The 16,322-nt window shown below is 45.2% G+C and carries 10 protein-coding genes; 2 read left to right on the top strand and 8 right to left on the bottom strand.

From position 1 onward, the window contains the following. Nucleotides 1-164 precede the first annotated feature (164 nt). The gene (locus tag N2K84_RS10170; RefSeq protein WP_282591699.1) at nt 165-1,526 is read left to right on the top strand and encodes a sugar porter family MFS transporter; all 1,362 of its coding nucleotides are present in this window, start codon (nt 165-167) and stop codon (nt 1,524-1,526) included. Between the two features lie 11 nt (nt 1,527-1,537). Next, nucleotides 1,538-2,416: a carbohydrate kinase family protein gene (locus N2K84_RS10175; protein ID WP_282591700.1), complete on the top strand. Its 879-nt coding sequence runs from the start codon at nt 1,538-1,540 to the stop codon at nt 2,414-2,416. An 89-nt stretch (nt 2,417-2,505) separates the two neighbouring features. Here the strand turns inward: N2K84_RS10175 and pelA are convergent, their stop codons facing one another. The 8 genes from pelA to N2K84_RS10215 form a co-directional block, all read right to left on the bottom strand. Continuing rightward, complete coding sequence (gene pelA, locus N2K84_RS10180; protein WP_282591701.1) at nt 2,506-3,639, bottom strand: pectate lyase; 1,134 nt, start codon at nt 3,637-3,639, stop codon at nt 2,506-2,508. Between the two features lie 123 nt (nt 3,640-3,762). Further along, nucleotides 3,763-5,319: a DUF5060 domain-containing protein gene (locus N2K84_RS10185; RefSeq protein ID WP_282591702.1), complete on the bottom strand. Its 1,557-nt coding sequence runs from the start codon at nt 5,317-5,319 to the stop codon at nt 3,763-3,765. 52 nt (nt 5,320-5,371) lie between these two features. Next, nucleotides 5,372-7,033, bottom strand: coding sequence for a DUF5060 domain-containing protein (locus tag N2K84_RS10190; RefSeq protein WP_282591703.1), 1,662 nt, complete (start codon nt 7,031-7,033; stop codon nt 5,372-5,374). Between the two features lie 310 nt (nt 7,034-7,343). After that, nucleotides 7,344-9,155, bottom strand: a complete 1,812-nt coding sequence (locus N2K84_RS10195) for an exo-alpha-sialidase (protein ID WP_282591704.1) — start codon at nt 9,153-9,155, stop codon at nt 7,344-7,346. A gap of 150 nt (nt 9,156-9,305) precedes the next feature. Then, nucleotides 9,306-11,060 (bottom strand): RagB/SusD family nutrient uptake outer membrane protein, encoded by a 1,755-nt coding sequence (locus N2K84_RS10200; protein WP_282591705.1) that lies wholly within the window; start codon nt 11,058-11,060, stop codon nt 9,306-9,308. 13 nt (nt 11,061-11,073) lie between these two features. After that, a complete protein-coding gene (locus tag N2K84_RS10205; RefSeq protein ID WP_282591706.1) occupies nt 11,074-14,400 on the bottom strand; it encodes a TonB-dependent receptor in 3,327 nt (1,108 codons plus the stop codon). Between the two features lie 95 nt (nt 14,401-14,495). Beyond that, on the bottom strand, nt 14,496-15,512 hold the full coding sequence (locus tag N2K84_RS10210; RefSeq protein WP_282591707.1) for a FecR family protein: 1,017 nt from the start codon (nt 15,510-15,512) through the stop codon (nt 14,496-14,498). A 130-nt stretch (nt 15,513-15,642) separates the two neighbouring features. After that, nucleotides 15,643-16,248, bottom strand: a complete 606-nt coding sequence (locus tag N2K84_RS10215; RefSeq protein WP_282591708.1) for an RNA polymerase sigma factor — start codon at nt 16,246-16,248, stop codon at nt 15,643-15,645. Between the last annotated feature and the right edge of the window lie 74 nt (nt 16,249-16,322).

Raw genomic sequence — 16,322 nt, forward strand, 5'->3', positions numbered from 1 at the left:
TCCATGGAAAAGACTTTTTTGTCCATCAACAAAAAACAACCAACTGCCTTATAGAGGTGGTGCTGTTTAAATACAGGCAGACAGCGGAAATGGGTTTCACTAGAGTATCTTGATTATAGTCTGGCAACGCGAATTTTAAAACCAATTAAAAATTAATCAACTTAATGATGACAAAAACTAACCATGCCCCACAGGGCTATTTATACTGGATCACCTTTGTGGCGATCAACGGAGGCCTCTTGTTTGGGCTGAACATGGCCGGTATTTCGGGAGCAGTTGATATGCTGAAAGATGAGTTTTCGCTCACCGACAGCGGACTCGGAACAGTGGCAGCCTTATTGACCATCGGCTGCCTGATCGGCGCCCTGTTTACCGGTAACTTTACGGAGAAATATGGCCGAAGAAAAGTGATGCTGGCCACCGCAGTTTTGTATATTATTTCGGCGCTGGGCTGCGCCCTGGCTGAATCGTCTGCCATCCTGATTGTTTTTCGTGTATTGTCGGGTCTGGCCGTTGGCGCCACTTCGGTGGTGGGGCCCATGTACATTTCCGAGATATCGCCGGCTCATAACCGGGGCCGCCTGGTGTCGATGAACCAGTTTGCCATTACCATCGGCATTGTGCTGGCTTATATTTTCGACTATCTGCTCATCGGTTTGGGTGACAACAGCTGGCGGTACATGCTGGCCGTACCAGCCCTGTTCGGGTCGCTGTACCTGGTTTTCATCCTGGTGTCCTTCCCCGAAAGCCCACGTTGGCTGGTATCGAAAACCCGCAAAGCTGAGGCCGAAGCGATTATGCTGAAAATTGGCGGTAAAGCCTTGGTGGCAAGCGAGCTGCCCCAGATGGAGAAAGTCATTTCGGAGGAGAAGAAGAAGGAGAAGTTAAAAATATCGGAACTGTTTAAAGGTAAAACCGGCAAAATTGTGTTGATAGGGACCTTGATAGCTGCCTTGCAGCAAATTACGGGCATTAATGCGGTGATCATGTTTGCTCCCGAAATGTTCAAGGCAGCCGGCTCGGCCAAGGGCGATTCCATGATGCAGGCCATGGTGGTGGGGCTGGTCAACTTTCTGATGACCATCGTAGCCCTTTGGCTGGTGGATAAGAAAGGGAGGAAAACGCTGTTGCTTTGGGGTGCTGTTGGAATGATTGTCTCATTGACCTACCTTACCTGGGAGTTTGCCAAACCGGTGCAATACGGTCCCGGCGTGCTGGCGGCCCTGCTGGTGTACATTTCGTTTTTTGCCGCCTCGTTTGCCCCCGTCATGTGGGTGATCATCTCCGAAATTTACCCGAACCGCATCAAAGGCGTGGCCATGTCGTTCTCTACAGCGGTGAGCTGGTTGTGTACATTTCTCACTGTTTACTTTGCCCCGGTCATTCAGGGCGGACTCGGATTGAGCTACCTGTTTGGTATCTTTGGAATCTTCTCGGTACTCGCTTTCGTATTTGTGAAAATATGGATACCGGAAACCAAGGGCAAATCACTGGAACAAATTGAAAAAGAATTGGGAATCATTTAGAAGATACGACAATGAATAAGAAACCATTGGTAATAGGAATAGGAGAGTTGCTGTGGGACGTTTTCCCCGACCATAAACAAATGGGGGGAGCGCCCTGCAATTTTGCCTATCATGTTTCCCGTTTGGGAATCGACAGCCTGGCGATCAGCGCCATCGGGCATGATGAACTCGGGGCAGAAATCATCCAGAAACTGGATGCAGTAGGATTGCAATACGATCTTCAAGAGGTTGATCATGTCACGGGGATCGTTCAAGTGACCTTGAGTGGAAACGGCATTCCGCAGTACGAGATCTGCCAGCCTGTAGCGTGGGACTTTATCGGGATGAAATCCGAATATGCGGATCTGGCAAAGCATGCCCGGGCCGTTTGTTTTGGTTCGCTGGCACAACGGGGTGAAGTTTCGAGGGCTTCCATTCGTGAGTTTGTAAGTCTGGTGCCCGACAGCTCATTGAAAGTGTTCGACATCAACCTGCGGCAGCAGTTCTTTTCAAAGCAGCTGATTGAAGAATCACTTCAGCTTTGCAACGTGCTGAAAATAAATGATGACGAAATCCGGATTTTAGCCGATCTGTTTGGCCTGAGCGGGAGCGATGAAGAAATCTGCCGGACACTGATCGACCGCTACGGGCTGAAACTGCTGGCCCTCACCTGCGGAACCGAAGGCAGCTATTTGATTACCCCAACGGAAACCAGTTTTCTGGAAACCCCGAAAGTAGAAGTGGCCGACACGGTAGGGGCGGGCGATTCATTTACGGCGGCAATGGTTGCAGGTCTGTTAAGCGGAAAATCACTCAAAGAAACCCACCGGATGGCCGTTCAGCTTTCAGCCTTCGTATGTACCAAAAACGGCGCCATGCCTGCCTACGAAATAGAGTCGGTGCTGGCATAAATCATCACGCCGGAACTCAAACAGGAGAAAAGGAACAACAGGTTCGCATGGTTAATCCATCGGGTGTTGTTCCTTTTATTTCTATGCGGTTACAATTTTTGCAGCCACTGCGGATAGTCCTCTTTTAGCAAATCTTCGGCATAATTTCGCAGGTAACTGTAGCCAACCCGGCGTTCGTATTCGATTTCTTCGAGCCGGTATTTTACCACTCCGTCGCGTCCGACAAACATGGGCCGGTTGGTGCCGATTTCATAAAAACGCGCCCACAGCGGTCCGGCTTCAGGATCATCTACCACCACCAGGTCGAATCCTTTTGGTAAGGCAGGATCTTTCTTTCGTTCCACCCGCTGCCCCTCAATTTTCACCTCTTCAAACCAGGCAATGGCACTTTTAACTGCAAGAATAACCCGCTCATCCTGGTTTTCGACCTCCATCAGGTATTTCACAATGCCGACGCTTTCGCCTCCGCTGAGTGAAGGCAGCTCGTAGGCACGTGCTTTGGCCGGGAGCAGGATTTCTTTATCGTGCTGGGCACACCAGGCGGTCAGCTTTCCATCCACCACTACCTGCGTTTTCAGGATGATATCCAGCCCTTTTTCAACAGCCTTCTCAGCTTTTTGCTTTCTTCCTTCATCCACAAACGAAAACGGGTCGTCGTTTCGGGCAATTCCCCGAAGCAGGCGCATGACGCCAATCATGGCATTGTCGTTAAAGGTGATGTTTTCGTAATAACCTTTTCGGATGGGATAAAACTGGGGCCATCCGCCATTTTCGTACTGCGCCTCCAGCAAAAAATCAACTCCTTTCAGAAAAGCCTCCCGGAAACGGTCATGCCCCGTAGCTTTGTACACCCGAGCGAGGTAGTTAAGCTGGGTATGAGTGGCGCCATTATCAATGGTGGTACCGGTTTTCTGTGATTTTTCTTTTTTTAGTTTTTGGACTTCGGAATGACTTAACTCTTGGGCCATGTCGATGTTTTTCGACCAGCCTCCGTTGTTGTTTTGGTACAACAACACATTGTCGGAAATGCGGATGGCCTCGGCGCTGCCATACCACTCAGACGGCTGGCTCATAGCCCGGCGCCAGGTAATTCCTTCGGCTGGTTGAGCCTGGGTTTGTCCACTCAGCAAAGAAATTAACAGACTGATCAGACAGGTTTTCAACATCAGTTTCAACGCGTTTAATTTCGATTTTTGAAGACGGTAAGGTCTGGTGATAAACATGATTGGTATTCGTTTTATGATTTGAGCTCGCAAGGTACAAAATATGGCTAACAAGGTGCAATTACCGGATCGTTTCGCTAACATAAACCGGTAACTGCCAGCCCTCAATTTCTAAAAGATTACTCATTCAATCCGTGTCAGCCGCAAGGCTTGATAGGGCTTCCCGGGCAATTGGATACTTTGCCCTTTTTCGTCAACAAAACTGTAATTGTCCAGCTTTTTCAGCTGAAACGTATGTTTCACCAGGGTGATGGTCATATTCCAGGTATCGATGATTTCGGCCTGGAACACCATGCCCTCCTCCAACTCATTATCCGGTAGTTTTACCGGCCATTCCCGGATGTTTTCTTTTCCGAAATAAATCAGGTAATATTCTCCCGGCTTACCGGCCATGTTCAACTCGTAGTACTGATCGATGGGGTTCAGTCCTTCTGCCGGCCCCGATTCCACAATCCCGCGTAAGAAAGCAATCCGGGCCGGGCTGGTGCCGGTGAGCAGCCCGCCGTTCGACAGCCACCCGCCTTCAATGGCTTCGCCGTGTGTAGCATACGCCCCGCCAATATAGGTATTCCAGAAGCGATACGTCATTTCGTCTCCGCTAAGTTGTCCCCAGCGACGGCTCACGTTACCTTCGTAGTTAATTTCATCCTGAAGAATAGGCTTTCGGTACAAATCGCGAAGCAACGCCGACACACCGGGAACACGCACCGCGTTGTAATACTGTAAGCTCACATGGGTTACCCATGGCTTGCTGTAATCGTAAATGCGTCCGGCATTGTGGATGGAGCGCATGTGACCGTAAGGATCATATGTTTCAACTATCTGAAAAAGATGGTCCCAATCCTCGTCGGTGAGGTGACGGATAAAACTGTTCTCGTTGCACAAGCTCCACCAGATGTTCCGGAAGGCTGCAAAACGGGCGATCATGTACCGGGTGAATTGCTCGTTGCATTCGGGGGTCATGGTATCGAACCCCCAACGGCCATGGTCGTAGGGGCGGAAGAGAATCAGATCGGCTATCACACCGATTTCCTGAAGATCCGTCACGCATTTTTCCAGCTCGCGGAAAAACTCTGGATTGAAGCACGAGAAGTCCCAGTTTTGCGGCGGTGTTCCTTCATACGGAAAATGATGCAGAGAATCCGGGCCGCTTTGATAACGATCGCCAAACGGGGGCACGGCCAACATGCGGGCCTTGTTGAAGGGTGAATTTTTCAGCGTTTCAATGGTTTGCTTTTTTCGTTCATCGGATTGGAAAGCCCATTCGTAAATAGTTGTGCCAAAGGGATAATACGGGGTGCTGTCGGCATAGGCAAAATGATAGGTGTTGCGAATGCGTACCGGACCGTGATTACCCGCCGACGGGGCAACACAGACAAATTCTCCTTTGTGTCCGTTCAGCCCGGCAAAGTTGCTGAGCGTTTCGTACGTCCAGGTTCCTTCGGTACCGGGCATAAAGCGCACCTTGTACACTCCGTTGCCATCGTAAAAGCCTTCCGGGGAATACGTTTCTGTGCCATTCGTAAAAGTGGCCGACAAGCTGATCCCCACAAATGGGTTTCCGGGGGGCTGCGCTTCCAAACGAAGCTCGAATATTCCCCATTTCTCTACCGGCTCATGGGCATTGGCCAAAATTGCGAAACACCAAAGAATGGCTGCCCAAATGATTCTGTCTTTCATAGTAGTTCGATATCAGATTATTGGATAGTTTTTAAAAAAGCTGCAGATGCTGCTATTTGCGAACGATCAACACCCAATCGGTTGAAGCCGATGGCGGAACAAAATCAACAGATTCGGCTGATCCGGAAACGGTCATCTCATTACCGGACTGCTTTTCGCCGGTTTTGGTATCAATCCAGCATACCCGACTGTAAGTGCCGGGCTGCAGGGTCAGCGCAAAGGTATTTCCGCCGGGCGAAAATACCAGGTACTGTTCACCCGGTTCGGCCAGGGCATATACCTGCAGGGGTTGATGATTGGTAAGCAGATTATCGTTGGCTTTCATCCGGTAAAAGTCTACTTCCTCCTGCATCACACCGGCCAGCACATCGATCGCCTGTTCGGATTGCAGAAACGGATTTTCCTGGTTGAAAGGCAAGCCGGAAGGGCCACCGGCGTACAACTCGTATTCCTTTTCGTGTCCGTTCCAGGTAAATGAAGCGCCTGCTGTGGCACAGGCCCAGGCGCTACGGCGAAGGTCGTCCTGGGTGGCGCCGGTACGTTCGTGCCAAAACCGGCGCCAAAGAGCATTGCCCTCGCTCATAAACACCGGCTTCCCCGTGTAGCCAAGCAGGCAGGCCATGTGGTGGGTCCAGGCATCGCGCCATAAATTGCGTTCCAGGTTCTTTTCGGGTGCGGCAATCTGGTGGTTCTCGATGGCTGCAAAAGAATATTCGGGCAGGTGATAGAAATTCTCCCGGGGAAACTCGTCTTCATACGTGCGAAGGTGATCAAAAACATCAAACTCCTTCACCAAACGGGCAAACCCCAGCTCATGATTTTCGCGGTCGCCCGGAACTTCCCAAACAAAATTCCATCCGGCCAGGTTGGCAAATGGAGCCAGACGGGCCACCATGTATTTCACCAGGAAGCGCTTCTCCTCCGGCGTAAGTTTGTTCCAGGCCGGGCCTTCGTTTTGGCTGCCGTCAACCCCCAGAAACATGTGAACCCCCATGTCGCGTTTGTTCAGCCAGCCCAGATGCTGTTCCATTCGTTTCCAAACATCTAGGTTCATCGTTTCGGTCAGCTTTCCCTCCTGGTATAGCGCCAGGTCAAGCGTCTCCGGCTCGGGGCCATCCAGGTAGTACTGCCCGAAACAGCAAAGCGACAACAACCAGTTTACCTGCAGGTGGTTGTAGCCGCGATCGGCCAAGGGCTGATAAACGTGGGCCACAATCCAGTCGAAGTCCTGACCAATCGATCCGTGCCCCGTTTCGTAATACGATTTCAGCCAAACCGGTTCGGTGCCGTTGTAAGCAAACCAATGCGGGTTATGAGCGTAAGCTTTCAGAATGCCCTTTCCGGCGCCTTGCCCGGAACAGGTAAAGCTGCCTTTCCCGCCCGGCGTTCCGTCCGACCAGCGGTAAACATACTGCCAGGTTCCAGCTTCGTCCGGCATAAAACGTATTTTCCAGATGTGCCCATTCCGGGCATCGCCTTCCCCCTGACCATTCCCGTCATAAAAACCGAAAAAATTAACAATCCTCCCCGACGGGGCCTGGTACTGCACCAACAACTCCACATCGGTAAAACGATTGGCATACGGCTGCCGGTTTTCCACCACTTGCTCAAAAACACGGTATTTCCCAACAGATACTGCCTTCTTCGAAGAACCGGCGGCACACAGTTGAATAGAAAAAAAGATAACCAGAAGTGAAAGAAACAGATTTTTCATTGGTTAGCGTTCGATTAAGTTGATGGACCGCCCAATAGATTTCCGGCATTTTGAATCGATTGCAGGACCATTTTTTGGTTTGAAGGCTGAAAAGTAAGAAATCTTGCAGATATGCCGGTGGGACGAGAAACTGTTATAGAGCAATCGATTGCTCTATGGCAAAAAATGCTACTGTCATGTATGATTGGACACTAGTTAATTTTTAATAATTCATCCATTTATGTTTCTTAAAAGCTATTCTGTGATTTCTCTATTCTAAATCTCCCACACAAATCCGAAGTATTCATTATCTGCAAAAAACATCTCTTATCTATTCTTTAGACTGGTTTGTATCCTGGATAACTCCATTTATAAAATGGTAGGTATTTATCAACAATCCTTTTTCGTCCCAGTGCATAGAAGGACCATGCGCTACATATCCCAAAAAGTTTCGTTTTAAATCACGGGCCTCAGGGTTTAAATTCCATGTCGATTCGATTTTTTTATTCCCATTTGCCCAATAATGAGTCCAAACACCAATGTTTCTTTCTATATCCCGATCCCATCTCCAAACCATTTTTCCGTCAGGTGACCAGTATAATTCCTCTCCCGTTTTACGGCCATTTTTATAGGTTACAAGATGTTGTTTTGTTCCATTCTCAAAATAAGTTATTTGTTCGCCATGAAGTAAATACCGCCCATTGGAGCAGATCCTTGCACTCCACTTCATTCTAAGTTGACCATTACTATAACGTTCTGAATACTCCTTTATAATTCCTCCTGTTGTTTCTGGAGAAATGTCACCAGCTTCAGACCAAATCCACGCCTCATTAAATTCATAATGTAACGGAGGAAGAGTCACAGTGGTCAATAAATGAATAATTCCATTGGGTGCTTGCCTGGCAGTGACATAACCTAGAGAAGGATATTCGACACGTTGATGTGCAGGTATCTGAACAGGTAAAGTTTTAACATGCCAAGACTGACCATTATCTTTTGAAATCGCCACAAAACAGCTGTTTCCATATTCCCATCCCGTCGGAGGTGGTGTCTTTGCTTTATGATTGTAAGAATCGCTGACTAAAAGAAGATTTCCCGAGTTTAGCCGAATCATCGACGGTCGTTGAGCTGATCCTAATGGAGGAAATGGCGCCTCTTCGCTTTCGCTCCATGTTGCGCCCCAGTCGGTTGAGATATTTTGTGGCGACCAGCCATTTACATTGGCATTTTTTCCACCAATTGAAAGCAGCGTGCCATTATCATCTAAAGGAATAATTGTAGAATGACGGCCACCTGTACGCCCCCCCATATCTTTCCAATGACTTCCATTATCAGCACTGCTCCATAAGAAACTTTGAGAACCATCTGCATCCATTGAGAAATAGATCGTGCTATCCGGAGCACGAAAAGCATTGGTAATAGGTTGGGCAGTATAATCTGTAGCTGGCTTATCTATTTGCGGAATAGAATATATCCAATTAACTCCATTGTCCTCAGAAACAGCTAACCGGAATGGAACGTAATCTGAAATATTTCGACCACCTCCAAAAAACCAAATCTTCTCGTTATCGCTCCATAGCAAGCCTGATTGATCATTAAATCCATTGGTTTTGAAGAATAATTCTGGCATATCCCAATCTTCAGAACCATAGCGCAAACGTGCTTGAACAAATGAAGTAGAAGGATCTGCTTCTGCTTTTCCCATAGGGGTGCTAAAATAGACGGCTAATGCATCTCCATTTGGAAGAATTTCAAATCCGGGAGAATGATTATGATGGAAAACCATTGAATCTATGCCGACGACTGGACCAACTTCCGTCTCATTGTAAACAGGTGGAATTGGCATTGAAAATCGAACGGTGAAATATGGTATATCTGGATCAGGGCCCAAAGATGCTGGCTCTATGCTTTGTTTTACAGCTGATTGGCAAAAAGGAACCGTTCGTGTTGTTTCAATTACGAACTTAAGATAGTTCGAATCATTGAAAGCGACCATGTTCGAACCATTTGAGAAATTCGATGCCTTTACTGAAATAGTTTTAGTCTCACCGGGAAAAACTTTTTCATGAAAACAACTCATCATTGTAAAACTTACGAAGAAAAGAGTTAGTAAATAAACAGTTGTAACTTTTGCTAATTTCATTTTCCCTCCTTTTTTGAAGAATTATATGATAGAAACCATACAAATTATATAAGAGCACCTAATTTAGTACTCAATCTCACAACTCATCTAGTCTAGATAAAATGCCGCCTGTAAACCAGGCAGCATTTTAGATTCTAAAAATTCACATTCCTAATACCCTGGATTCTGAAAAACTTCCGGATTAGTCTGATAATTTAATTCTGATTTTTCCGGTATCGGACGCAAGAAATGTACATCTGCATTAAAAGCTCCCCGAGCCTTAATATCAGGATTGCTGTTGACATATTGTGCAAACACAGTTTTTCCCATGCGTTTCAAGTCCATGAAGCGAGTATATTCACCACAAAGTTCACGTCCTCGTTCAGCTAGGATAAAATCTGTATTAATGTCGCTTGCAGCAACATTCATGCTACCATCATGATTCTCACAAGCACGGTTACGAATCACATTGAAATAAGTCACAGCGGTCGGTGTTTCACCTAATCGGAAACAAGCTTCAGCAGCTAATAAATAAGTCTCAGCAAAACGGTATACAAGATGGTCTGCCCAAGAAAACGATTTATGCAATTCCCCTGCATACATCCCAGGGGCTTCATACTTCTTCAGGACTGGGTGGCCAACATTTGTATAATTCGTGTTAATTGTTCCATCTTCATTATAGACCAGATCTCTATCCAAACAAGCGTAGTCCAAAGAAAACGGATCTGCTATGTCCTGACGGGTAAAAGACATCCCCAACTCGCCAACAGAGATCGTTTTCTTCCCTTCAAAAACAGCAGGATCTTTGCCAAATTTGGAGCAGTCCCCTGCAGACCATGTATAATCACCATTGGCAATGTAATTTTCACGAAAGTAAGCGTCATAACGGGTATCTTTGTTTCCGTATAAGTCCAGAAGTGCCCTGGTAGGCATAATTCGATTTTCACATTTGACAAATTCTGAATTAATATCCCAAACAATCCCACACTGGTTTGTTGATTGTAGTAATCCAAATTGTTTGTAAACGCGATTCCAATATTTTGATCCACGTGGATTTAACGTGCTACTTTGAGAATGGGTGGCTACCCAAATTGCTTCCTCATTATTTTTGTTGTTTGCGACATCAAAAACTTCAGATGGATCATCATAAAGTCTTAAACCATAAGATGCCTGGTTATTAATCAGTTCTAGTGCAGCATTCTTCGCGTCTGTATATAACTCCGTTTTATTAGAAACATCGTCATAAGAAGCATATTGAAGGGATGCCTTTGCATAAAGATGGTAGGCTGCTCCTCTGGTTGCACGTCCTCTTTCTTCCTGTATTTTAGGCAAATATTGCATAGCAAATTTCAAGTCTGCAAAAATTAAATTATAAAATTCTGCCACAGAAGAACGAGGAACATCTGTTATAGGAGAGGTAGTCTCTTCTAACGGAAGATACACTGCTCCAAATTGTTCAACTAAAAAGAAGTTGAAGAATGCCCTTAAAAAATGAGCCTCTGCAACCTTGGCATTGCGCTCAGCATCATTGGTAAAACCTGCATTATCTATAAGATGAATCGCAGCATTGCAATAATTAACACTTTCATAACTGGATTGCCAAGGCTCATTTAAATGAGCTGTTCCCCCGTTTAATCCGGTATAATAAAAAATCTCTTTCATCCAACCCTCACCTTTTGGGCAAGTCCATAAATCCGTACCACATTCTGCTGAATATACTGTATAATCCTCTCCTCCACCAGTCCATGAACGGGTTAGAGGAAAATAACATGCATTTATCAATTCACCGTAACCTTCAGGTGTAGAATAATGTTCCTCTGCTGTTGGGCCGCCGGAGGGATTAAATTCCTCAAGTGAACATGCTGTAAATAGTAAGACTCCCGCTACTACTGCCCAACTCTTTGAAATAATACTTTTTGTTTTCATATGACACATCAGATTAGAATGAAATATTTACACCAATTACAACTTGTCTTGCCAATGGGAACTCATCAGCTCCTCCCAATTCCGGATCATAATCCTTCAAGTAATCGCTTTTAGTGTAAGTGAATAAGTTTGAAGCCGTTGCATAAATCCTGGCTTTTGTAAGATCCAGTTTTCTCAGAAGTGATTTTGGAAGCGAATAACCTAATGTCAGGTTACGCAGTTTGATGTATGAACCATCGATATAAAAGAGACTGGTAGTTCCCAACGGCATATTCGCAAAACGACCATAAGAGGCATTTGGACGAGGGAAGTGACCTCCAGGATTTTCAGGTGTCCAATAATCTGCAAGAGCGGGACCATTGCCCGTACCGTCAGGATTGTACCAGCCCATGATCATATAATTCATCATCCCTCCCCAACGGGAATCTAAAAAGATTGTAAGATCAAATCCTTTGTAAGTGAATGTGTTTGATAATCCAGCTGTCCATTTCGGCGTTGGTGATCCAAGCACAACACGATCATCAGTGGTGTATTGGCTATCTTTATTGTAGTCCAGAATCTTTACATCTCCCGGAACCCTCCCAAATACAGCAGCTTCCTCTGCTTCATTCTCTTGCCAAATACCAAGATATTTATAATCGTAGTGAGAGTTTATTGGATGCCCTTTCACCAAATAAAGTCGACCATTTGTAACGGGTGCATCGCTCGTAAACTCTGTAATCTCTTCATGGTTCCTCGCAAATGTCAGTGTTGTTGACCATGTAAGTTCCCTGTCTTTCAAATTATTCGAGTTAATCACGGCTTCAACCCCTTGATTCAAAGTCTCACAAACATTTTCCCAAATGGAATAATTGCTTGTTTGGTAACCTCCGGTCGACGCCGGGAGGTTTCGATTGAATAAAATGTCTTTTGTATTTGTTCTATAAGCATCCAGAGTGATGTTTAAGCGATTTTTAAACATATTTAGATCAACACCGGCATTCCAGTTATATGATTTTTCCCAGCCAAGATCTTTATTGGCGATATTTCTTGAAAACATATAATAAGGAGCTGGTGTTTCCTGAAATGCGAGGTTTGAACCTGCTGCACCAAAGCTTAAGGTCGAGTAGGCATCTGCCCCTGCATTACCTGTTATTCCGTACCCAACACGAAGTTTCAGATTATCAATACTTGACGCATCTGTCATAAAAGGTTCATCACTGATCCGCCAAGCAATTGCTGCTGCTGGAAAATTATCCCATTTTTTACCCTCAGCTAAAATAGAGGAACCATCCCAACGATTGGAGACAGTGAACAAATAACGATCTTTATAATTATAATTTAAACGGGCAACATAAGACATCAATTGAGTTCTTGTATAATTAGATGTTGCCACACGACTTGTTCCATCAGTAGCTGCCAGATTGTGGAAAAGATATTTATCCCAGTCGATGTTATAGCCGAGGATACTAGAATTCTCGTTTTGATTCTTCGACCAGCTTGTCACACCAGTAAAAATAAAATGGTGATCATCTGAAAGATCATACTTATAACTAAGAATATTCTCCCACTTGTAGTTATATATGTTACCATTAATTACTTGAGCTGAACTCTTCCCATCTCCATAGCCATCAGCAGACAAGGCACCTTTATACAGGCCATGCCGCGAAAAGTTCAAATAAGAGCTTAATACAGTTCTCAATGAAAGCCCTTTTACTGGGTTGATTTCCAAATATGTTGTTGGATTTACTCCAAGAATATGATAGTTGTTTGTGTATTGGTTTTTAGCCATATCTGCCAATGGACTCAACTGGGTATCTCCGGCTAATGGGAAAGGATTTATCAATCCATCTTCATTATATGGAGTTCCTAAAGGCATCAAGCTTAATACACGTGTGAAGTATTGCCCTTTGCGTTCGTTACGGTCAGTAAAAGCTCCTAAAACGTTTAACCCACCTTTTATCCAATCATTAATTCTGTGTTCAACACTTCCCCTGAACGAATAACGTGTATTGTCGTCATCTTTTAAAATGCCCTCTTCATTATAATAATTCAAGGAAAAGTATGCTGATGTTTTATCATTTCCTCCTGACATGGAAAGTGAATAGTTCTGTAAAGTACCATTTCGTGTTCCCAAATCAAACCAATCGGCCCATTGATCATTTTCAATGGCATTCCATTCGTCGTTAGTAAATACCTTTGAATCTGGGTCTCCAGTAGACCAAGCCCCTATTGTTCGATTGGCCTGACGTCTTAATTCAATATAATCATCACCTGTACGTACTGCAGGAAACTGCAATAGCCCATTTACACCAGTATAAGCATCAAAGTTAATTTTCAATTCTCCCTTTTTCCCGGTTTTCGAAGAGATAATAATAACACCGTTAGCTCCAGCTGAACCGTAGATTGCCGTTGATGAGGCATCTTTCAATACTTCAATTGATTCAATATCATTAGGATTGATATCTTCGTAATTACCTTCTACCCCATCAATGATAAATAAGGGGGTATTACTTCCGTTTATAGATCTGGTTCCTCTCAAACTCATGATCATCTCAGCACCTGATCTTCCCGAGGAACGGTTTATGTTCAACCCGGCAACTCGTCCTTGAATTGATTCCATTACATTACCCTTGGGCGCGATAACAATATCCTCGCTTTTAACGGATTGAACTGAACCAGTAAGATCCCTCTTACGTACTGTACCATAACCAATCGCTACCACCTCCTCTATGCCAATGCTTTCCTCTTTCATGATAATGTTTAAGCTGGATTGCCCGTTGACGGGCACTTCCTGGTTACTCATTCCCACAAACGAAAACACCAGTACGGCATCTGCCGGAATATTCTTCAGGTTGTAATTCCCGCCAAAGTCGGTAATGGTACCGTTGGTAGTTCCTTTGATAAGCACTGTGACCCCCGGTAAGGGTTGCCCAGAAGAGTCGGTGACTTTACCCGATACCGTTTGCGGTTGTTGTACGCTGGATGTGTTTTCCTTTAAGTTGGTCAGGATAATCTGACGGTTTTTAATCACAAAATTGACGTCCGATTGATCGAAGAGTTTGGTCAGCACCTGATCAATGTTTTGATTTTCAACATCAATGTTTACCCTTCGGGTCACATCAACAAGATCCTGATTATACAGAAAGAAATAATCGGTCTGGTTCTCAATGACATTTAACACATCAACGACCTGCGCGTTTTTTAGAGCCATCGAAATCAGGGTTTGCTGCGAATAGCCGCTCTTGGCAGTAACCTGCAACAAACCAAGAAGAATAAGTAGAATTGTTAGTCGCATGAGCATGAACGTTTTTTTTAAGGCATGCCAAAGGCCTACCCTACATTTCTCAGATTTTTTCATAAATTTACGGTTGTAGTGTTAATACTAAATTTGCTGAAATGACACTGCAAAGATGACAGGGAAGTGGTACCAGCACTTTCCTGTTTTTGCTTCCGTCAGTTTCTTTCGATAATGACTTTCTTTTTCATATAAATTCCATGTGTATTGAGTTTACGGTCTTCAATCCGGTATTTCATCGGAGTGGTCAGAGCAATCATCTCCAGGATATCTTCCAGCTGTTCGTCCTGAAAGGTGGCCGTGAAATTATAATCCTGCAACTGCGGATCCGTGACCTGAATTTCGGCATTATACCAACGAGCCAGTTTTTCCATCACTTCGGACAACGGTTCCTTTTTAAACCGAAGGATTCCTTCGGTCCAGGAAGTCAGTTCTGCGGCATTTACCTGACGAACGGTTGCCTTTCTTTGGATCAAGTCATAAGAAAAAGCTTCATCCGGTTTCATCAGATAACCTTCCCGGTGGACTGGGTCGAAAACCTGAACACTTCCTTCTTTTAAAACGACCTGGACTTCCGGGTCATCATCGTAAGCGGCAACATTGAATGCCGTACCCAACACCTGAACGGTGAGCGCTTTCGTTTTCACCCGGAACTTTCGGCCTTGGCGGCGGGCCACTTCAAAAAAAGCTTCTCCGGTCAGGCTTACTTCGCGCGTATCGGCAAAGGTTACCGGGAAACTGATGGACGAACCGCTGTTTAACCAGCCGGTAGTACCATCCGGCAGTTCAAATTCCGTACGTGCGCCCTCGGGTGAATGAAGGGTAGCCATAGCGCAGGTTTCCAACGATTTGGGTTGAAGAAACCAGATACCGATTCCCAGCAAAAGCGGGATCAGCAAAATGGCTGCTATTTTTTGGTAGTAGTGGAGCAGTCGTACAATCCGATGACCGCTTGGTGGTTGATGTTGTGCCTTGAAGTTCGCCAGCATCCGTTGCAGCCGGGCGGGGAGGGGGTGGTCTGCCGGTATCTCTGTCCAATGATCCTGCATCTGCGAGCTCAACTGTTCATCGTTTTCCTGAGCAAACAATTCGGTCAGCTGCCGGTAGTCGGAACGACTGTAGTCTCCGCTAATTAACCGGTTGAGTAATTGTTGTATGGGTGTTTTCCTTTCCATGAATGTTCTGAATTCACAGGTTATATCTGAAAAATGGGAAAACCCCTATTCGAAAAAGAGAAAATTTTCCGGGATGTTGGAAATAAGTGGCCAGCTGATTGTAAATCAGTTCGACCTGGCAGCGGTTAAATTAGTCAACCATACTCTTTTGCAGATAGAAATAGAGCAGGATCAGATCTTCGGGCAACTCTTTGTTGAACCTTTCCTTTAAATACTTCATCGCTTCGGTGATCTGATTTTCAACCGTCTTGACGGAAATATTCATCTCCCCGGCAATCTGTTTCACCGATTTACTTTCTTTTTTTCGCCACACAAAAATCTGCCTTCTTTTTTCCGGCATTTCAGCAATAAACTGGTCTAACTTCCGGATAACCAACTGGTAATGCTGTTCATAATCAGTAGCCGATGATTCCTCGTCCAACGCATCCACAATCTCCAGTTTAAACCGGTTTGCCCGGGCATTTTCGTTGAAGGTTTTCTTCACCGCATTGAAGGCAATCGTAAAAAGATAAGATTGGAACGAAGTATCTTCTCTCAAAGATTCCCGGTTTGCCCAGATCCGCGAAAATACCTCTTGCACGATTTCCTCTGCCTCGTCTTCATGTTTCAGGTACGAAACGGAAAAACTGAAAAGCTTCCGGGCATAGCGCCGAAACAGCTTTTCGAAGGCAGTATGGTCTCCCCGGCGAAGAGATTGGACCAAATGAAAATCAATATCGTTTCGTGTAGCAGTCAAAAGTTGCGTTTTGAAAGCATAAAGGAATGAAAAATTTGGGAAATGCAGGTTGTGTTGAATTCCGTTTTCTTGTG

Origin of the sequence: Gaoshiqia sediminis, from assembly GCF_025907915.1 — a bacterium.
GTDB classification, from domain to species: Bacteria; Bacteroidota; Bacteroidia; order Bacteroidales; family Prolixibacteraceae; genus Gaoshiqia; species Gaoshiqia sediminis.

Excerpts from the sequence above, each read along its gene's own strand:
- N2K84_RS10170 (WP_282591699.1), top strand. The coding sequence starts at position 165 with ATGATGACAAAAACTAACCATGCCCCACAGGGCTATTTATACTGGATC.
- N2K84_RS10175 (WP_282591700.1), top strand. The coding sequence starts at position 1,538 with ATGAATAAGAAACCATTGGTAATAGGAATAGGAGAGTTGCTGTGGGAC.
- pelA (WP_282591701.1), bottom strand. The coding sequence starts at position 3,639 with ATGTTTATCACCAGACCTTACCGTCTTCAAAAATCGAAATTAAACGCG.
- N2K84_RS10185 (WP_282591702.1), bottom strand. The coding sequence starts at position 5,319 with ATGAAAGACAGAATCATTTGGGCAGCCATTCTTTGGTGTTTCGCAATT.
- N2K84_RS10190 (WP_282591703.1), bottom strand. The coding sequence starts at position 7,033 with ATGAAAAATCTGTTTCTTTCACTTCTGGTTATCTTTTTTTCTATTCAA.
- N2K84_RS10195 (WP_282591704.1), bottom strand. The coding sequence starts at position 9,155 with ATGAAATTAGCAAAAGTTACAACTGTTTATTTACTAACTCTTTTCTTC.
- N2K84_RS10200 (WP_282591705.1), bottom strand. The coding sequence starts at position 11,060 with ATGAAAACAAAAAGTATTATTTCAAAGAGTTGGGCAGTAGTAGCGGGA.
- N2K84_RS10205 (WP_282591706.1), bottom strand. The coding sequence starts at position 14,400 with ATGAAAAAATCTGAGAAATGTAGGGTAGGCCTTTGGCATGCCTTAAAA.
- N2K84_RS10210 (WP_282591707.1), bottom strand. The coding sequence starts at position 15,512 with ATGGAAAGGAAAACACCCATACAACAATTACTCAACCGGTTAATTAGC.